The organism is Brevibacillus sp. NSP2.1, assembly GCF_000470975.2.
In the GTDB taxonomy this organism is placed as follows: Bacteria; Bacillota; Bacilli; order Brevibacillales; family Brevibacillaceae; genus Brevibacillus; species Brevibacillus agri.
Window position 1 is genome coordinate 960,329 of sequence record NZ_CP048274.1, and the last position, 19,164, is coordinate 979,492.

At 56.9% G+C, this 19,164-nt stretch carries 15 protein-coding genes and 2 pseudogenes; 12 read left to right on the forward strand and 5 right to left on the reverse strand.

Annotated features, from left to right (window positions below; translation table 11 throughout):
• The first annotated feature begins 23 nt into the window (after positions 1-23).
• The 8 genes from M655_RS04655 (at position 24) to purU (ending at position 8,501) form a co-directional block, all read left to right on the forward strand.
• Positions 24-2,222, forward strand: coding sequence for a DNA topoisomerase III (locus M655_RS04655; protein WP_026557999.1), 2,199 nt, complete (start codon positions 24-26; stop codon positions 2,220-2,222).
• Between the two features lie 110 nt (positions 2,223-2,332).
• Positions 2,333-2,974 (forward strand): spore protease YyaC, encoded by a 642-nt coding sequence (yyaC, locus tag M655_RS04660; RefSeq protein ID WP_051353947.1) that lies wholly within the window; start codon positions 2,333-2,335, stop codon positions 2,972-2,974.
• A 51-nt stretch (positions 2,975-3,025) separates the two neighbouring features.
• On the forward strand, positions 3,026-3,325 hold the full coding sequence (locus M655_RS04665; RefSeq protein ID WP_007787556.1) for a PrpF domain-containing protein: 300 nt from the start codon (positions 3,026-3,028) through the stop codon (positions 3,323-3,325).
• A 395-nt stretch (positions 3,326-3,720) separates the two neighbouring features.
• The gene (locus M655_RS04670) at positions 3,721-4,911 is read left to right on the forward strand and encodes an HlyD family secretion protein (RefSeq protein ID WP_026557998.1); all 1,191 of its coding nucleotides are present in this window, start codon (positions 3,721-3,723) and stop codon (positions 4,909-4,911) included.
• Positions 4,908-5,669 carry an ABC transporter ATP-binding protein gene (locus tag M655_RS04675; protein ID WP_025848357.1) on the forward strand — a complete coding sequence of 254 codons (762 nt, stop codon included), beginning with the start codon at positions 4,908-4,910 and terminating at the stop codon, positions 5,667-5,669. The genes M655_RS04670 and M655_RS04675 overlap by 4 nt, the downstream gene beginning before the upstream one ends.
• Complete coding sequence (locus M655_RS04680) at positions 5,666-6,805, forward strand: ABC transporter permease (RefSeq protein WP_025848358.1); 1,140 nt, start codon at positions 5,666-5,668, stop codon at positions 6,803-6,805. Before M655_RS04675 ends, M655_RS04680 begins: the two co-directional genes overlap by 4 nt.
• Positions 6,806-6,822: 17 nt before the next feature.
• A complete protein-coding gene (locus M655_RS04685) occupies positions 6,823-7,494 on the forward strand; it encodes a TetR/AcrR family transcriptional regulator (RefSeq protein WP_005836380.1) in 672 nt (223 codons plus the stop codon).
• A 110-nt stretch (positions 7,495-7,604) separates the two neighbouring features.
• Complete coding sequence (gene purU / locus M655_RS04690; RefSeq protein ID WP_007784458.1) at positions 7,605-8,501, forward strand: formyltetrahydrofolate deformylase; 897 nt, start codon at positions 7,605-7,607, stop codon at positions 8,499-8,501.
• Between the two features lie 392 nt (positions 8,502-8,893).
• Here purU and M655_RS04695 read toward each other — a convergent pair.
• A pseudogene (locus M655_RS04695) lies at positions 8,894-9,127 on the reverse strand (helix-turn-helix transcriptional regulator); the annotation flags it as partial.
• A gap of 127 nt (positions 9,128-9,254) precedes the next feature.
• On the opposite strand from M655_RS04695, the pseudogene M655_RS28260 reads away from it, so the two are divergent.
• A pseudogene (locus M655_RS28260) lies at positions 9,255-9,412 on the forward strand (IS256 family transposase); the annotation flags it as partial.
• A gap of 320 nt (positions 9,413-9,732) precedes the next feature.
• Here the strand turns inward: M655_RS28260 and M655_RS04700 are convergent.
• Positions 9,733-10,644, reverse strand: a complete 912-nt coding sequence (locus M655_RS04700; protein ID WP_026557997.1) for a LysR family transcriptional regulator — start codon at positions 10,642-10,644, stop codon at positions 9,733-9,735.
• Positions 10,645-10,762: 118 nt separating this feature from the next.
• On the opposite strand from M655_RS04700, the gene M655_RS04705 reads away from it, so the two are divergent.
• The gene (locus M655_RS04705) at positions 10,763-11,983 is read left to right on the forward strand and encodes an MFS transporter (RefSeq protein WP_007784462.1); all 1,221 of its coding nucleotides are present in this window, start codon (positions 10,763-10,765) and stop codon (positions 11,981-11,983) included.
• Here M655_RS04705 and M655_RS04710 read toward each other — a convergent pair.
• From M655_RS04710 to M655_RS04720, 3 genes are all read right to left on the reverse strand, one after another.
• Entirely contained in the window at positions 11,946-12,641 is a 696-nt protein-coding gene (locus M655_RS04710) for an alpha/beta hydrolase (RefSeq protein WP_005835683.1), read from the reverse strand. The genes M655_RS04705 and M655_RS04710 overlap by 38 nt on opposite strands.
• A gap of 191 nt (positions 12,642-12,832) precedes the next feature.
• Positions 12,833-13,489 carry a CoA transferase subunit B gene (locus M655_RS04715; RefSeq protein ID WP_026557996.1) on the reverse strand — a complete coding sequence of 219 codons (657 nt, stop codon included), beginning with the start codon at positions 13,487-13,489 and terminating at the stop codon, positions 12,833-12,835.
• 47 nt (positions 13,490-13,536) lie between these two features.
• A complete protein-coding gene (locus M655_RS04720; protein WP_026557995.1) occupies positions 13,537-14,229 on the reverse strand; it encodes a CoA transferase subunit A in 693 nt (230 codons plus the stop codon).
• Between the two features lie 322 nt (positions 14,230-14,551).
• On the opposite strand from M655_RS04720, the gene M655_RS04725 reads away from it, so the two are divergent.
• Together M655_RS04725 and M655_RS04730 are read left to right on the forward strand one after the other, a co-directional pair.
• Positions 14,552-15,790: an efflux RND transporter periplasmic adaptor subunit gene (locus M655_RS04725; protein ID WP_026557994.1), complete on the forward strand. Its 1,239-nt coding sequence runs from the start codon at positions 14,552-14,554 to the stop codon at positions 15,788-15,790.
• The gene (locus M655_RS04730; protein ID WP_026557993.1) at positions 15,783-19,037 is read left to right on the forward strand and encodes an efflux RND transporter permease subunit; all 3,255 of its coding nucleotides are present in this window, start codon (positions 15,783-15,785) and stop codon (positions 19,035-19,037) included. The genes M655_RS04725 and M655_RS04730 overlap by 8 nt, the downstream gene beginning before the upstream one ends.
• Positions 19,038-19,164: the final 127 nt, after the last annotated feature.

The window sequence follows — 19,164 nt, forward strand, 5'->3', positions numbered from 1 at the left end:
GCAGATGTAAGGTGGTGTCACTGATGAGCAAAACGCTTGTGCTGGCGGAAAAGCCATCCGTCGGCCGCGATATCGCGAAAGTATTGCAGTGCCAGAAAAAAGGGAACGGCTTTCTGGAAGGAGATAAATACATTGTGACGTGGGCCTTGGGGCATCTCGTGACCTTGGCCGATCCGGAAGCTTACGGGCAGCAGTTCAGCTCGTGGCGAATCGAGGATTTGCCGATCATGCCGTCTCCGTTGAAGCTCGTCGTCATCCGCGAGAGCAACAAACAGTTTCAGACCGTGAAGCAGCAAATGCGGCGCAGCGACGTCAGCCAGATTGTGATTGCGACAGATGCCGGGCGCGAAGGCGAGCTGGTCGCCCGCTGGATTATCGAAATGGCGCATGTGCAAAAGCCGATCAAGCGACTGTGGATTTCGTCTGTCACCGACAAGGCGATTCGCGACGGCTTCCGCAACCTGAAGGACGGCAAGCAGTACGAAAACCTGTACGCTTCTGCGGCCGCCCGCGCCGAGGCGGACTGGCTCGTCGGAATCAATGCTACTCGCGCCTTGACGTGCAAGCACAACGCCCAGCTCTCGTGCGGGCGCGTCCAGACGCCGACGCTGGCCATCGTCGCGGCGAGAGAAGAAGAGATTCGCCGCTTTACGCCCAAGCCGTTTTTCGGCCTGCGCGCCGTGGCAGAGCAGTCGGTTTCGCTGCAATGGCAGGACCAGAAGACGAAGGACGTCAAAACGTTTTCCAAAGAGCGGGCGGACCAGCTTCTCGCTGCCTTGAAGCAGGAAAAAAGCGCAGAGGTCGTGGATGTGACCCGCACGCACAAAAAGACGTACGCCCCGCAACTTTACGATCTCACCGAGTTGCAGCGGGACGCGAACCGGATGTTTGGCTATTCGCCGAAAGAGACGCTGTCCATCATGCAAAGCCTCTACGAGCACCACAAGGCAGTGACGTATCCGCGGACCGATTCCCGCTACCTCTCGTCCGATATCGTCGAGACGTTGCCAGACAGGATCAAGGCTGTGCAGATGAAGCCGTATGCGCCGCTCGCGGCGAGAATTTTGCGGTCGCCGATCAAGGCGGCGAAGTCGTTTGTGGACGACAGCAAAGTTTCCGACCACCACGCCATCATCCCGACGGAGCAAGCGGTGTTTCTCGGCGATTTGAGCGACAAGGAGCGCAAAATTTTCGACCTGATCGTGAAGCGCTTCCTTGCTGTGCTCTTGCCTCCTTTTGAATACGAACAGACGACGATCCAGGCGAAAATCGGCGGCGAGCTGTTCCTGGCCAGAGGCAAGACCGTGCTGGCCCAAGGCTGGCGGGAAGCCTACGACCACGATGTCGAAGACGAGGAAGGACAGGACGGACTGGCGGAGCAGTGGCTGCCGAAGATCGAAAAAGGCGATCGTCTCGCTATCCAGAGCATCGCGCAAACGAAAGGCGAGACGAAGCCGCCGGAGCCGTTTACAGAGGCCAGTCTGTTGTCCGCGATGGAAAATCCGGCGAAATACATGGCAAACGAAAGCAAGGAGCTAATCAAAACGATCGGCGAGACAGGCGGACTCGGTACTGTGGCGACGCGCGCCGACATCATCGAAAAACTGTTTAACAGCTTCCTTTTGGAGAAGCGCGGCAAGCATATTTTCGTCACGGCAAAAGGCAAGCAGCTTCTGGAGCTTGTTCCCGACGAAATGCAATCCCCGACGCTGACCGCCCAGTGGGAGCAAAAGCTCGCCGCTATCGCCAAAGGAAGCCTGAACAAGCGCGCCTTCATCGAAGAGATGAGAACGTACGCGCGAGAGGTCGTCCAGGAGATCAAAAACAGCGACAAAACATTCCGCCACGACAACCTGACGCGAAGCAAATGCCCGGAGTGCGGCAAGCTTCTTTTGGAGGTAAACGGAAAACGCGGCAAGATGCTCGTCTGCCAAGACCGGGAGTGCGGTTATCGCAAAAGCATTGCCAAGCAGACGAACGCCCGCTGCCCGAAATGCCACAAGCGGCTGGAATTGCGCGGCGAGGGCGAAGGGCAAATGTTGGTTTGCGCTTGCGGGCACAGGGAAAAGCTCTCGACGTTCAAGGAGCGCAGAGAGAAGGAAAAGGGCAGCAAAGTGTCCAAGAAGGAAGTCGCCAAGTATTTGAAATCGCAGGAGAAGGAGAGCGACGAAGGTATCAACTTCGCGCTGAAGGACGCGCTCTCCAAGTTCAAATTCGAGTAGGGAAGCACGTGCGCAGCAACTGACGAAAACCCTGGCCAGCCGTTTTGGCCGGGGGCTTTTCAGCTCCGAACCAGTCTGCGCCTAGGCTCGTGAAAGAAAAGAGGATGGACATGGGATTTTTCGGCAGCCGTAAAGAAGAAACAGACGCAAAAGCAACAGCAAGCGTCCTGTTGACTATCCATGACAACGAACGAACCATCCGGCAGGAAACCGCCGCGATGGCGGCATTTCTGGACACGCTCATCCAGCAGGCGAGCCGGGAACAAAGAGAGGTCGTCTTTTTGTGCATCGGGTCGGACCGCTCGATTGGCGATGCGCTCGGGCCATTGGTTGGAACGATGCTGCTGGAGGCGGGCGTCACCCACCGCGTTTACGGAACGCTGGAGGAGCCGGTTCATGCCTTCAATCTGGAGCCGACCTTGAAGGCGATCAAGCGACAGTTTCGGCAGCCGCTCATCATTGGCATTGACGCCGGGCTGGGGGAGAAGGAGCAGGTTGGCGCGGTCATTTTGAAGGAAGGTCCGCTGCTTCCGGGGCGGGCTTTGCAAAAAATGCTGCCGCCTGTAGGGGACTATCGCATGGCAAACGAGCCTATCATGCCCGCCCCTCCATGTAAAGCCGCCCACGTAACCATCCGCCTGTTAAAAACCCATTTACACAAAAAAATTTACATTCCCAGAAATGGACTGCGAACGCTTAGTCATTCAAGAATCCCACCCGTACACCGCAAGCTGGAAGGCTTGCGGCTTTAGCCGTGGGAGTCTCAAACCGATCTGACTGGCACTTATCGCAAAGCGGCGGACATGGATCTCGCCATTCGCATGATGTCGATGCAAAAGCCGCACCAGGCGCTGGCGATCACGGGAGCGATCTGCACCACGGCGGCCGCTTTTCTGCCTGACACCGTCCTCTCCGAGCTGATCGACATCAAGCGGGAGGTGCTGCGGCTCGCGCATCCCGGCGGCATCATCGAAACGAAGGCGGAATTTGTCGCGGGCCACATCAGCGCAATCAAAGTCGTGCGCACGGCACGGATGATTTTGGAAGGGTATGTGTACACGAAAAGCCATTACGCGCTTGCTGCCCAGTCCCAGTTGGCGTAATGGGGGGAGAGCAGCCCGCGGAACGCCGCCGAAAGCCAGCGAAAGCCGCTGACGGATGCGCTCGTCGAGTGGCATCCCAGGTCCCGGCACTGCAGCAACAAAGAACGCTCCACTACCAAAAAACCTCCGCCAGCCAAAAACGCTCCGGTCGGACTGGGGATGAATCCCTGGTTCTGGCGGGAGCGTTTTTGGCTGTTGACGCGTGTTCACAAAATAAAAATTGCAAGTTAGGCGCAGGGGGCATATACTCACAGTAAGAAGTGAGTAATCACTCGCTTTTCGTGAAGTTCATCCGGCGACGTGCATCATGATCTGCACAAAGAGGGCAAACTGCCCGTTTTTTGGCCGTAAAAATAAAGTGATTACTCACTCATTACAGATGGGAGAGGTTCTGCATGAAACGTGTCTTGCGCGCTGTAAGTATCGGCAGCCTGATTCTCGCTCTGTCAGGCTGCGGCCTGCTCGGGGAAAAGCAGCAGCCACTGTCGGGGACAATCGAGGCGGATGAATGGCCGATCGTGGCCGAGGTAGGCGGGCTGGTGACGAAGGTGATCGCCGAGGAAGGTAGCGAGGTGAAAAAAGGCGAGGTGCTGGCGGAAATCGACCCGCGCAGCTACCAGATCAGCGTGGCGGAGGCCAAGGCCGCATGGGAGCAGGCGAGGGCCAGGCTGGAGGAAGCGAAGGCAGGCTCGCGCGACCAGACGATTCAGAAGGGAGTGGCCGCCGTTCAGCAGGCGAATGCCAGCATCCGTTTGGCGCAGGCGAGAAAAAGCCAGGCAGAGGCCGGAATTGCCCGGGCGCAGGAGCAACTGGCGCAGGCCGAATCGCAGCGCGCAGGAGCGGAGGAGACGCTGCGCTACCAGCAAAAGCGGCTGCAAGAGGCGACGGCCTTGTATGAAAAAGGAGCGATCTCGCAAAAGGATCTGGATACGCAAAAAGAGGCGGTCAGCCAGGCGACTACCCAGTTGAACCAGTGGACAGCACAGGTGGCGCAGGCCAAGGCGGCGTACCGTTCCGCCCAGGAGGACGCGGCAGCGGCGGCTGCCCAGGTCGGCACAGCAAAAGCCCAGCAGCAAGGAGCGCAAGCAGAGCTTGATCTGGTGCGGGCAGGCAGTACGGACTACGCCATCCGGGCACTGCTGGCAGCGGAGGAACAGGCGCAGGCGAGGCTCGACCAGGCGATGCTGCAGCTTGAAAAGACGCGGATTGTCGCCGCAGAAGACGGCGTTTTGCTGCGCTCCTCCATCGAGCAGGGAGAGGTCGCCAAACCGGGGGCTACGTTGTTTACGATGATGAAGGCAGACCAGCTCAAGCTCGTGGTGTACATCCCGGAAGCGCAGTTGAACCGTGTGCAAAAAGGGCAGGAGGTCGGCATCAAGGTCGATGCGTACCCGGATGAGACGTTTACGGGCACGATCAGCCGCATCGCGGACAAAGCGGAGTTTACGCCGCGCAATGTGCAGACGCAAGACGAGCGGACCAAGCTTGTGTTTGCCGTCACGATTGACGTCGCCAAAGGCCAGGACAAACTCAAGCCGGGCATGCCTGCCGATGTGCTGCTGCCAGACGGGGAGGGAGGCCGATGAGCGCCGCCGCCATTACGTGCCAGCAACTGACCAAGCGCTTCGGGGAGCGGGTCGCCGTCAACAGCCTGACCTTGACGGTGCCCAAAGGCTCGATTTACGGCTTCCTCGGCCCGAACGGCTCGGGAAAATCGACGACGATTCGCATGCTGTGCGGGCTGATGACGCCGACGACGGGCAGCGGAACGGTGCTCGGCTATGACGTCATGACACAGAGCGAAGAGATCAAGCAACGCATCGGCTACATGTCGCAAAAGTTCAGCCTGTATGAAGATTTGACAGTGGAAGAAAACCTCGATTTTTACGCGGGCGTCTACCAGCTTGGCGCAGCAGAGCGGCGGAAAAGAAAGGCGGAGCTGATCGAAATGGCAGGGCTGACAGGCCGGGAGAAGCAGCTCGCAGGCTCACTGTCCGGCGGCTGGAAGCAGCGTCTCGCCTTGTCCTGCGCCCTTTTGCACAAGCCGGAGCTGCTGATTCTCGACGAACCGACGGCCGGAGTCGACCCGGTGTCGCGGCGCATTTTCTGGGAAGTAATTCACGAGCTGGCTGAGCAAGGAATTACCGTGCTGGTGACTACGCACTACATGGATGAGGCCCAGACGTGCGACTGGATCGGGTTCATTTTTTTCGGCAACCTGCTTGCGGAAGGAACCCCGCAGGAATTGATCGAGCAGATGGGCGCGGACAATCTGGAGGACGTGTTCATCGAGCTGGTGCGGCGCGAAGAAGCGCGGCAGGTAGCGGAGGGGGGAGCGCGATGAGACGGTTTGTCTGGGGGCGCTACTGGTCCGTCGTCAAAAAGGAAGTGATCCAGATCAAACGCGATCGGCCCAGCCTGGCGATTGCGCTCGTCATGCCGCTGATGCTTTTGTTTTTGTTCGGATACGCCGTCAACACGGATGTGAACGACATCCGCATGGCGGTCTGGAACCAGAGTCCGTCAGCCGCAAGCCGGGAGCTGGTCGATCAGTTCGTGCACACGAAAATTTTTCAGGCGACAGCGAGCGTCGGCGGCTACCGGGAGCTGGAGGCGATGCTGGACGAGGGAACGGCAGATGTCGGGCTGGTGATCGGGCCGGACTACACGCGCCAAAAAGACCGCGGCGAGCCAGCGCATATTCAGCTTCTCGTCAACGGCTCCGATCCGAACATCGCGCGCACGGCTGTGTCCAACGCCCAACTGATCGTGCAGCACCAGGCGATCAGCTTGCAGGAAAAGAAGCTGGAAAAGCAGGGAATGGGCGAGCTGACGCTGCCGCTTGCGCTGGAGACGCGCGTGCTGTTCAATCCGAATATGGAGAGCATCGTCTTCAATATCCCTGGCCTGATCGGGCTGATTATGCAAAACGTCACGATGATTTTGACCGCCTTTTCGCTCGTCCGTGAAAAAGAACGGGGCACGATGGAGCAACTCGTCGTGACGCCGATTCGCCCGCTGGAGCTGATGCTTGGCAAAATTACGCCGTATGTCGGCGTCGGGCTGTTTTCGTTTTGCCTCGTGCTCTTCGTTGGGACTGCCTGGTTCGGGGTTCCGGTCAAAGGCAGCATCGGCCTGTTGGTCGCCTTGTCCGTCCTGTTTCTCGTGACCACGCTGCTGCTGGGAATTTTGATCTCGACCGTAGCGAAGACGCAGCTTCAGGCGATGCAGATGGCCTTCGCGCTCATCCTGCCCAGCGTGCTTTTGTCCGGGTTCATGTTCCCGCGCGATTCGATGCCGGTCGTGATACAATGGTTAGGCGGGCTTGTCCCGTTGACCTATTTTCTGGAAATTTTGCGGGGAATCTTTTTGAAAGGCGTAGGCGCCGAGGCACTCTGGAAAGAGATCGTCGGGATGGGCGCATTCAGCCTGGTCATTTTGGCCGTTGCCATCGGCAGATTCCGCAAAAAGATCGAATAGAGGAGCGTAAACGTCGTATGAACAAGCCGCCGTCGTTTGAAGAGGGCCTGTTGCAATATGTGGAAGAGCTGAAAGACGAGAGCGAGATGACGGAAAAGCAGCGCAATATTTTGCGGGCCTCCGTCAAGCTGTTCGCGGAAAAAGGCTTCCATGCCAGCTCTACCTCGGAAATCGCCAAAGAGGCGGGAGTGGCTGAAGGGACGATTTTCCGCCATTACAAATCGAAAAAAGACATTTTGCTTGCCGTCGTGGCACCCGTGCTGGTGAAATTCGCGGCGCCGTTCATCCTGAAGGACGTGCGCGAGATCTTCAAGGAGCAGGCGCAAAAGCCGTTTGGCGAAATCGTCACGGAGCTGTACCGGAATCGCCTGAACCTGGTCGTCGCCAACGAAAAGCACATTCGCATCTTGCTCCAGGAGGCGTTTTTCCACGACGAGATTCGGGAAGCGCTGATCGCGACTGTCTTTAAGGATGCCAAACTGATGGCGCAAAAGCTGATCGAAGCAAAAGTGGCTGAGGGCGAGCTGCGTCCGCTGCCGAGCCAGGCGGTCTTTCGCGTCGTGCTGTCTGCGATGATCGGCCTGGTGCTGTTTCGCCAGGTGCTGGACGAGGACGATTATGCAGCCTACAGCGATGAAGAGCAAATTGCTATGACCGTCGATATTTTGCTGAACGGGATTGGAAAATGATTTTTTATCGATAAGCAAGCGTTTTCTCTCAAATTGCCTCTAGAAAATCCGCCGAGGAATGGTATAATTGCAAACAACTTTTTGCTGTTTGCTTTTGGAGGAGAGAAACCATGCATTTGTTATCAGAGAGAGAATGGCTCGCGTATCGGGAAAAAAACAAAGACCGCGCGCGCATGCTGATTTCCTGCCCGGACCGTGCGGGGATCGTGGCGGCGGTCTCGAATTTTTTGTTTCAGCAGGGCGCAAACATCGTCCAGTCTGACCAGTACACGACTGACCCGGAGACAGGCCGCTTTTTCATGCGGATTGAATTTGATCTGGTCAACCTGCAAGAGCGCTTCGAGGCGATCAAGGCGGAGTTCGGTCAGGTAGCCGACAGCTTCGGCATGGACTGGTCCCTGGTCGAAGCGAACAAGCGCAAAAAGGTTGCCTTGTTTGTTTCGAAGGAAGACCACTGTCTGTTGGAGCTGCTGTGGCGCTGGAAGTCCGGCGAACTGCACGCGGATATATCCGTTGTGGTCAGCAACCATCCGGACATGCAGGAGACGGTGGAGTCGTTTGGCATCCCGTACCGCTGCATTCCGGTGACGAAGGAAAACAAGCCGCAGGCGGAACAAGAACAACTGGAAGCGGCAGCGGGCGTCGACCTGATCGTCCTGGCGCGCTACATGCAGATTTTGTCCCCGCGCTTTCTTACGGACTACGCGATGCGGATCATCAACATCCACCATTCGTTCCTCCCTGCCTTCGTGGGTGCCAAGCCTTACGAGCAGGCGTATCGCCGCGGCGTGAAGCTGATCGGGGCGACCGCGCACTACGTCACCGAGGAGCTGGACGCAGGTCCGATCATCGAGCAGGACGTGCAGCGCGTCTCGCATCAGGAGGATGTCGAAGCGTTGAAGCAGCTCGGACGCCAGGTGGAGCGCACCGTGCTGGCGCGCGCCGTCCGCTGGCATCTGGAAGACCGCGTGCTCGTGTACGGCAACAAGACGATTGTGTTTCCGTAAACATGATAGAGGGCAAAATGGCTTCTTGTATGTGGTTTGGCCAAGCAGGAAAAAGCTTCCCCGGGGAGGGAAGCTTTTTTTGTGCGCCATGCATGGCGACTAACTAATGGAAAGTGCGTTTGAGTTACATTTGCTGGTCCCTTTGTAAATTCGGTTAAAAGAACGGTGTACGAGATATTTTTGCTTTACTGGTAATTAGTGGTATAATATACACGCCCTTCAAAAAGAAAAAGGGGTGCCGATTTTTGGAAAAAACAATATCAATCTTCCTAGGCTTTTTGATTGGGTTTGTATTCAGTTTTTTTAGAAATTCCAGTCGTTATTCAAAATTTTATCGAGTTCATAATAATGGTGATATTTGGATACTTAACTATAGCCTTCAATCATCCAAAGGTTTTTTCGCGATAAAGGTGCAAAAGGTAAATGGGATAAGTCGTTATTCCTTTCTCTTCATTGATTGTAATCCATACATATCTGTCTAAAAGAAGCGTTTGGATAAGCTTTTCTAACATGGGATGCGGGAGGTCCGACAGATCAAGAAAGTCGGGGGTATTCGGGTTGGTCTCTTCAAAAAGCAGGATCTGATTCAAGTGAACAAGGTCATCTTGCTGTTTTTTCGAGTTAAGTGAACTTGAAATAAATTAAAGATTTTTAGGACCATTCCATTAGTAAATAATTTGGAATTTGAAAGAAAAAGAGCCCTCTTGGTACGGTGCGAGGTGTCCGCAAGTTGCGTAACTAACGGACACCTATACACTGAAAAAGCTGTTTGCGGAAACTCTGCAGTCGTTGCTAGAAACGGAACTCAACACGGAATTCAACTATGAAAAGCATGATGCAGTCGCAACAGGAAGACCGAGAAGACGGTAACGAGCGAATACGGCGAGGTGAATATCACGGTGCCACGGAACATAATGGCAAATTTGAGTTCGTTATCGTTCCAGTCAGAAATTGAGAAACGGTGAAATAGCGAGAATGAATGAGAAAAACTTAATATATATAGGGAGGAATTCTCTTGGATTTAAATTTTACTGTTGCATTTATTATTCTGTTCGTTATTTTGTTAAGTATTTTAAACACACTAAAAAAAATCAACTCATCAGTCGAAACATTAAAGAACAAAATAACCAATAAGAAAGATTAACTTATCGAGTATTCAGTGAATATTACCGATCTGTCCAGGAAGTCGGTTTTGACTGGCTTTCTGGAGCAAAAGCTGGTCCATTAACTACTATGGATCAGCTTTTTTATCTGGAGCGGCAGTCCCCAAAACCATCCCCAAAAACCGCTCCACCACCGGGCGATGGCTGACTTCCTCCTCGCGCGTGCAGATGTAGACAGGGCGCTTGATCTCCACGCCGGGGACGGTCACGCGCCCGATTTCGTTGCGATCGACCATTTCCTTGACGGCCAGCGCAGGGGCAAGCATCGTTCCGTACCCTGCGCGTACAGATTGGATCGACTCGACCAGCCCGTGGTATTGCAGCCCGACGCGCGGGCGCTTGACGCCGTGCTCGCGGCAGAGGGAAAACAGCCATTCCCGCGTCGAGCTGCCTTGCTCCCGCAGCAAAAACGGCTCCTGCACAAGCTGCTCCATGCTCACCTCTTTGCCCGCATACGGGTGATCGGCAGGCAGGATGAACCAGTAAAGCACATCGGTCATGTGTACGCGCCGGACGGGCAGCTCGTCCCACGATTCCTTGATGATGATGGCCAGATCGACCTGCCCGCCGAGCAAAAGCTCGATAGACTGGGCGGAGTTGCGGGTGCGGATTTCCACATCGACCTGTTCGTACTGCCGCTTGAATGCGGCGAGCCACTTGGGCACCAGATAGTGGGAGGGCAGGTAGGTGGAAGCGATGCGCAGTTTGCCCTTTTTGCCCTGTTTGATTTCTGCGAGCTGCCACTCGATCTCGCGCTCCCAGTCGTAAATGCGGCGGGCTTTTTCCAACAGGAAGCGGCCTTCGTCGGTCAAGGCAATTCCCCGGCCGCGAGGGGCGACGAGCGCAACGCCCAGCTCGTTTTCCAGCTTGCGGATTTGCGCGCTGACCGCCGGCTGGCTGATTGCGAGGGCAGCGGCGGCTTCGGTCACGCTTTGGCGCAAGGCTACCTCCACAAAAATTCGCAAGGCATGCAGGTTCATTTTGCTCCTCCATTCATAACTGTTGTTTATGAATTACGCAACAATATGTATTAGATCCGATGAATGATTCCTTGTATGGTAATCCATAGGACGACGGGAAGTAAAGGAGCAAAAAGAGATGAGAGAAATCAGCGGGAAAACGCAGGTCGTCGCGGTTGCATTGGTGACGGCGCTGTGCATGCTCGGAGATTCGATGTTGTATGTGGTGTTGCCGCTCTATTGGCAGGAGGCCGGGCTTGGTTCGCTGTGGGAAGTGGGCGTGCTGTTGTCGATCAATCGCTTCGTCCGGGTTCCGCTCGGGCCGCTCGTCGGGAAGTGGTACGAGCGGACGGGAGGGCGCGCCGGACTGGTTCTCGCAGTGGTGCTTGCTTTTGTGACGACGCTGTCGTACGGCTTCCAAGGTTTTTGGCTGTGGCTTTTGATGCGCTCTTTGTGGGGCGTCGCCTGGACGTTTTTGCGGCTGGGGGCGTATTCCTTGATTGTGGCTGTCGCAGACGAACATAACCGCGGGCAGTTGATGGGGCTGTACAACGGCCTGTACCGTCTCGGCAGCCTGGGGGGAATGCTCGCGGGGGCGCTGTTCGCCTCCTGGTACGGCTTGCTGCCGGCTTCGCTTCTGCTCGCCTGCTGCTCGCTGTTTGCGCTGTTGCTCGTCTTTCTCTACATTCGCCCGGGCTTTACCAACCGGACGGCGGCAGCCGTAGAGGAAGGCGGGGAGTCGCGCAGGCTGAGGCTATGGCGGCAGGCGGCCATGCAAAAGACCATGCTGACCGCGCTTATCGTCACCATGGTTTATCAAGGGATGTTTGCGTCCACGCTGAGCAGGCTGGTAGAGCAGCGGACACCGTTTCTCACGCTCGGGGGCATCGTGCTGGGAGCTGCCGTGCTCGCAAGCCTGGTGCAAGGGCTGCGCTGGTGCTGGGAGCCGTGGGCCGCGCCTGTTGTCGGCAGGCTGGCGGATCGGTACGGCAGAAGGAAAATGTTTGCCGCCACCCTTTTTGCAGGCGCGCTGCTGTTTGCGCTCATTCAGGCGGGGGTGCCGCTTGGCGCGTGGTTTGCGGTGCTGCTCGGCATCCAGTTGACCGCGACGATCATCACCACGGTGATGGACACGCTCGCGGCAGATGAAGCAGCCAGGCATGCGAACAGCACAGCGGTAATGACGTTTTATTCCGTCATCACAGACCTGGGAGCAGCCTTGGGACCGCTATTCGCCTTTTGGCTTGATGAGCATGCCGGGCTGTCCGTCATGTACGTCGGGCTTGCCGCAGCGCTTCTGCTTATAGCTGCGGCGTGGAGCGTCAGACAGAGACGGGAGAGTCTGGAAAGCGCTCCTTGAGCGCAGCGAGGACGCGAGCGATGGCCGCTTCCTTGTCCGGGCCGTGCAGCAGCATGTGATTGGAGTGCTCGTACCAGGTGATTTGCGGCGAGGCGGATTCGTCTACGCTTTTGGCGAGAAGCTGTGCGCTGATGGCATGCACCGTGTCGTCCCGCTTTGCCTGCAGCAAAAGGTACGGGGTCTTGATCTGGCCCAGGAGCGGCTTCGTTTCCGACAAAAGTCGGCGAAACTCCAGCATGCTGCTGACAGGGATTCTGCCGATGCTTCTTACGTAGCGGCGCGAATGGGTAGGGAAGTCCTCGCGCAAGTAGTGTATGGCTTCCTTTACGTCCCAGTACTTGTACGGCGTATTGATCGTAATCAGCAGCTCGACAGGGTAGCGGGTCGTCAGATGAAAGGCGAGCAGGCCGCCCATGGAAAACCCGATAATGACGATCGTGTCTGCGCGCATGGAGAGGCGTTTGTAGCCTTCCTCCGCAGAGCGCAGCCAGTCTTTGCGGGTGCTTCGGGCCATTTGGCGGCGAGTCGTCCCGTGCCCTTCCAGAGTGGGACACTCGACCTGGTAGCCAGCCTCGCGCAGCGCTTTGGCGAGAGGCAAAACGTCGTTGATGTCTCCGGCGAATCCGTGGATGAGCAGACAACCGACTGTTCCTGACATCGTAATCTCTTCCTCTCAAATGTTGGGAATTTGCTTTGTGTACGTATTATATACCGAATGCGGGCGAGAAGCGACTGCGCGGGTGCAGCTTGCGAGTGAAAGCAAAAAGGCCCCATCCCGGTAGGATGAGGCCGATTTTGTGAAAGCGGCGAGCAGGAATGAAGCTGTCAGGTGTAGGGCTGGTCAAAAGGTTACAGGCCAATCGTTTTCAGCTCTGGCGAAATGAGTAGCTTCGGTTCTGTGCACGCCTGGATGTCTTCTGGCGTATAGCCTTCCGCGACTTCGACCAAAAGCAGGCCGTCCGGTGTCACATCGAGAACGGCTCTGTCCGTGATGATCCGGTTGACTACTTTTTTGCCAGTGAGCGGGAGAGCGCACTTGTTCAAAATTTTCGTTTCGCCATGTTTGTTGACGTGGTCCATGATGACGACGATTTTTTTCGCGCCGTGCACGAGGTCCATCGCTCCGCCCATCCCTTTGACCATCTTGCCGGGAATCATCCAGTTCGCCAGATCGCCCTCGGCAGAAACTTCCATGGCTCCAAGAATGGCCAGGTCGATGTGCCCGCCGCGAATCATCGCAAACGACTCGGCGCTGGAGAAGTAAGCCGCGCCGGGAATCGCCGTGACGTTTTCTTTTCCGGCGTTAATCAGATCGGGATCGAGTTCGTCCTCGGTCGGATAAGGGCCGATTCCGAGCAGGCCGTTTTCCGATTGCAGCACGACGGTTTTTCCTTCCGGGATGTAGTTGGCGACGAGTGTAGGCATCCCGATTCCGAGATTCACGTAAAAGCCATCCTCGATTTCTTTGGCAGCCCGAGTGGCAATTTGCTCACGAGTAAGCGACATATCTGTTTCCTCCCTTGAATGACCTTTGTATGTGATCGTGTCGTCGGTTAGGAGCGGACCGTGCGCCGCTCAATCCGTTTTTCAAACGATGGCGCCTGAATCAGCCGCTGGACGTACACGCTTGGCGTATGGATGTGATCCGGGTCCAGCTCGCCTGTTTCCACGATTTCTTCTACCTCGACAATCGTGATTTTTCCGGCGGCGGCCATCATCGGATTGAAGTTTTGCGCGGTCTTGCGGAAGACGAGATTGCCCATCTTGTCGGCTTTCCACGCCTTGATGAGCGCGAAGTCGCCCGTGATCGCATGCTCCAGCAAATACTCCTTGCCGTTGAAGACGCGCGTCTCGCGGCCTTCCGCAATCGGAGTGCCGACGCCCGCAGGCGTGTAGAAGGCAGGGATGCCAGCGCCGCCAGCGCGGATTCTTTCCGCCAGCGTGCCTTGCGGCGTCAGCTCGACTTCCAGTTCGCCAGACAGGAACTGGCGTTCAAATTCCTTGTTTTCCCCGACGTAGGAGGAGACCATTTTTTTGATCTGCTTTTCGCGCAGGAGCAGGCCCAGGCCCCAATCATCCACGCCGCAGTTGTTGGAGACGACAGTGAGGTTTTTCACTGCTTTGTCGCGCAGGGCGATAATGAGATTTTCCGGAATGCCGACCAGTCCGAAGCCGCCGACCAAAAGGGTAGCTCTATCGTGAATATCTGCCACGATCTCCGCATAAGAAGAGTAAATTTTTGCCATGACGATCACTCCCACCATGAAAAAATGTCGTTGTACGCGAGTAAAGGCTTTTTGTAAGCGCTAACAAGCAATCGGACAATTGCTTGAATATTTCCGCCCTTCCATCATACAAGATACGAGTTACAAACAAGTGACGAGAATCCGCCCGATAATAAAAAAATATAAAAAATGACAGAAAAGTGATACAACTGTTTTTATTTTCTGTAAAATATATTTTGTCAATGATTATTCTTCTTGATTCAAGTCAGATGACTTGCCGCTGTTCAGCGAGGCGTTTGCTGGATGAAGCGGGCGGATTATGGAAGGTTGCAGGAGTGAAAGTATGAAAAAATGGATCAGCCTCACGATTGTTGCCCTGCTTTTGACAGGCTGCGAAAAGCTGGACGAAAGAACCGGACAGCTCAAGCGGATGGAAGAAGAGACTGTGATTAAGGTAAAAACGGTAAATGCTTATACGGTAGAGGATAACCAGAACGTGCGCACGATGGAGGTGCCCGGCGTGGTGACGCCTCGCCAGGAGCTGGGGCTGTCGTTTGGCACCTCTGGGAAAATCGCGAGCATTCTCGTCCAGAAGGGGGCGAGCGTGAAAGCGGGCCAGACGTTGGCGACGCTGGACCAGTCGGGATTGCAGGCGGGGATTCAGGCCGCTTCCGGGCAAGTCGCGAGCGCGGCGATCAGGCGCAGCAAGGCGCTGTCCGGGCCGGAGAGCCACGAGGTGCAGACGCAAAAGCTGCAAGTGGAAAAGGCGAAGGAGCTGGCCTTGAAGGCCGAGCGGGAATATTCGCAAGCCACCATACTGTTTGCCAACGGCGCGATTTCCAAGGATGAGCTGGACAGGCTGGCTCTGGCGCAAAAGCAGGCCAGGCTCAGCCTGGAGGAAGAAGAGGTCGCCTACAACAAACTGATGCAGGGTGCGGATCGACTGGACGTCGAAGAGGCAGAGGTCGGGGTGAGCCAGGCGAACGTCCAGCTCAGCCGCGCGAAGCAAGAGGCGGCCGACGCCGTGCTGAAAGCGCCTTTTTCCGGAGTCGTGGCCGAAATCTCGCAAGTTGCCACCCAGCAGACCGGACCTGGCAGTGAAGTCATTCGCCTGGTCGATACGAGCACCTGGATTGTCAAGCTGCAGGTGGACAGCGAGCAGATCGGCAACTGGCAGACCGGGGCGACCGTGCACGTAAAAGCGGCGGACGGCAGCGAGGCCGAGGGCAAAGTGACGTTTGTCTCGCCGACCATGGATCAAAATGTAGGGGCGTATCCGGTCGAGGTGACGGTCAACGGCAGCGCGGTGAACTGGAAGGGCGGCATGACGGTCACTTGCCAGTACGCGCTGTCCGGGAAACAAGGGGTGCTCGTGCCCGTCGCAAGCATCGGCGTTGCGGAAGAAGAGTATTACGTCATGAAAATCAACGAGAACACAGTGGCAAAGACACCTGTCAAAGTAGGAGCGCTGCACGGTACGTTTTACGAAGTCCTGGAAGGGCTTGAGCCGGGCGATCAGATTGTCGGATCGGGTCTTTCCTACGTGGTGGACGGCGAGGCGGTGAAGGTGGCGGATGAATAACAAAGCGTTTCTGTCAATAGCTCCTGCCCTCGCCCGCCTGATCGCTGTGCTTCTCTGCCTGTTTGCGATCAGCGCTTTGTTCAGAATGGATGTGCAGACGTTTTCCGACCGGGGATTGCCGGAGTACAACATCAACCTCATCGCGCCAGGACTGACGGCGGATCAGGTAGAAGCGTCGGTCACGCGAAAAGTCGAGGAAGCCGTGCGCGCGATGGGCAGCGCTGTGATGATTTCCACCGACTCTCGCCCCGGCGCGGGCACGATTACGGTGCAGACGGCGGAAAACCTCGGCTCCGATTACAAGGAACGTCTGGAACAGAAGCTGTCACAGGTCGCGAAGACGCTGCCTGTCCAGGAGTACAGCATCAGCCAGGAAAAGCTGGGAGACAGCCTGGTCGGGTTTTACCTGCTTCATGGCAGCGATGTCCAGACGCTGTCCAATGTTGCGCGCTATACCGTCTATGAAAAGCTGATCCAGACGCCGGGGGTTGCCCGTGTGGAAGTGGACGGCCAGCCGGTTCGCGAGCAGATCGAGGTCGTTTTTCGCCCTTCCATGCTGCTCGTGTATGGCTTGACTCCGAGGGATGTGCTGAACCAGCTTCCGAGTGACGTGATCGGGGAAGAAATCGGTACAGTCGGAAAGACGGCGGATCGCACCGCCTTTACGTGGACGAGCCAAACGGAAGGGCCACAAGGGCTCGGCAAGCAACTGATCGCGACTGGCAAAGGATATGTGCCGCTCTCGCTGCTGGCGGATATCCGCGACACGCGAGGCAGCAAAGGCGAAGAGGTGAGTGTATATCGCGGCTCCCCGGCGGTAGGAATCTCGGTCTACGCGGCGGAAGTGGGACAAATCCCTTCCATCCGCAAAGAAATAGCCAACATGGTGGCCGAGCTGAACGAAGAGGCGGCTGGCAAGTATGAGCTGGATCTGTTCGAAGATCACGCCTTGCCCATCTCGGCGGCGACCGGGCAGTTGGCTTTGCTCGCAGGATTGGCTGCGCTGCTCTGCGCGCTTTTCCTGTTCGCTTCCTTGAAACGCACAGGCCCTGCTGTTCTGTCGCTGCTCGCAGTGTTCATGGCGGCGGGGGGCGTGCTGGGCGGCATGTGGTTGTTTGGGCTGAAACTGACCTTCTTCACACTGGGTCCGCTGCTCGTGTTTACGATTGTTTACCTGATTGCGGGCGTTGCTTTTTTTTCCCGTCTGGACAGGCTTGGCGCCTACTCGTTCTCGGGCAGCCTGAAGACCGCCTGGACGGTGATGAAGCCGCTGCTGCTCGCGCTTGTCGTCATGGCGGCCGCCTGGTTCACCGTCGTCATGACGGATATGCTCAAAGCCGAAGACAAGGTCGTCCTGTTCGACGCCTGGCCCGTGCTCGTTTTGGGCGCGGCGAGCCTTGCGCTCGTGTACGGCTGGGTCGTTCCGGTGCTGGCCGGAACGTGGCTGACAGCAAGAGAGACGCCAGCGGACGAAAGCAGTCCGCGCGCGCCAGGACGGTTGACGCGCACACTCGTTGCCCGCTGGGAGCGGCTGGTGCAGCAAGGCTACTTGCCATTTGGCCTTACGCTCGTATCGTCCGTCGTCTTTGTTTTGCTCTTGCAATCGTTTGTGCTGGTGGAGCCGTTTCGCGACGTGAAGCCAAACGGCAAGACGTTGTCGCTGCCGATGGTTCAGGAAAGCAGCGTAGACGATGCGATCAAGGCGGCGCAGACGGCCGAGGAACGGCTGCGCGGCCTGGCAGAGGTGGCTGACCTGTACACAGTTGCTTCGCGCGAGCGGTTGACGATGCATCTGAAGCTGACGGACAAAGCGGATTGGACCCGCTCCGTTCTCGATCTGGAAAAAGAGCTGGACAAAAAGCTGCGCGATATCCCGCAGACGGACCCGTTCGCGCTGGTCGTCAACGAGGAGCAGAAAACGCGTCTGGAATTTACGGTCAAGGGCCCTTCGCAGGAGACGGCGAACCATATTGCCAAGGAAATTCTCGAATACTTGCAGCAAATGAGGTGGCGCGACAATGACGGCCGGGAGATCGTGACCGATGAACGGATCGGGCCGAAGCCGCAAACCGCGTTGATTGACATTCGCCCGAAAGCGGAGATGCTCGCGCGCTATCATCTGAGCGAAGAGGAGATCAAGCGCCAACTGGAAAGCTATCTGGGGGAAAAGCGGGCGGGAAGCATCCACGTAAACGAGCGCAATGTTTCCGTAGTCGCCCGCTTCCCGGACAAGTGGATGGACCACCCGGAGCAGGTGAAGCAGATTCTCATCCGCACCCAGCAAGGGCCTGTTCGCCTGGCCGATCTGGTCGACTGGTCCAGCGGCGGGCAGCCGCAAGTGTATGAGCGCCAGGACGGCATGTACGTGGTCAAGGTCAGCAGCGCCATCGCCGACCCGAGGTGGATTGACAACCTCGCGTACAACCTGCCGCTGGCGATGCAAGAAAAGATCAACGTCCCGGAAGGCTATACGATTCTCAACGAGGATGAACTGAAAAAGCTGAGCGAGGAGCAGTCAGACAAAAAAGACTGGAGCGGCCGGTTCATCGTGATGATCGCGATGGTCGCTGTCGTCCTGATGGCGAGCCTGCTCTTGCGGCGTAGAACGCGGGATGGCTGGTTCGCCCTGATCCTGCTGCCCGTCCTGTCAGGGGGAGTGACGCTCGGGCTGCTTTTGCTGGATCACCCGATGAACGTGATGGGCTTCTACGGCATCGCGGCAGCGGCTGCCCTGCTCATCTCGCTGGCCTTGCTTCACCTCGACGAACTGTCGGCAGCCCATGACGAGCAGCCGAGCATCTGGGAAGGTGTGCGTGTCGGGGCAAAACGCGCGTGGGCAGCTCAGGCGGGTGTGGCCGCTGCGGTCGCCATCGCCTGCCTGCCCGTTGTCGGCAGGTGGATGGCAGGCGGCGAGTCGTTTGCCTCTTTTGCCAGCAGTTTGTTGTTCGGGACCGTGTTCGCTTCTTTTGTCACCCTCGTGCTCGTGCCGGGCATGCAGCACGCAGCCCAATGGCGCGAGAACGTCCAGTCGGATTTGTCGCTGCCCGTGCTCGTGCGACGCCTTCGCGACTGGCAGGACAACGAGCGGATTCGCCGTCGCGACTTGAGGGAAGTAAAGCGCAGACAAAAGCAGCTCGCAAACGAGCTGCGCAAGGAACAGCAGGACAGCTCCGCCAATTCGAAAAAAGCTTTGTCGCAGGAGGACTTTTTGCCGCTCCCGACAGGCACAGACGACGCCAAGCCGTAACGGCTGGCGTCTTTTTCTTGACTGAAACAACCTTCCGCTGAAACGCGGTCGCTCAGCTTTGAGAAGGCGATGATAAAGGTTTCTTATTTGTTCACAGGCTCGGCAAGGACTTTTGGCGCGATCTCGG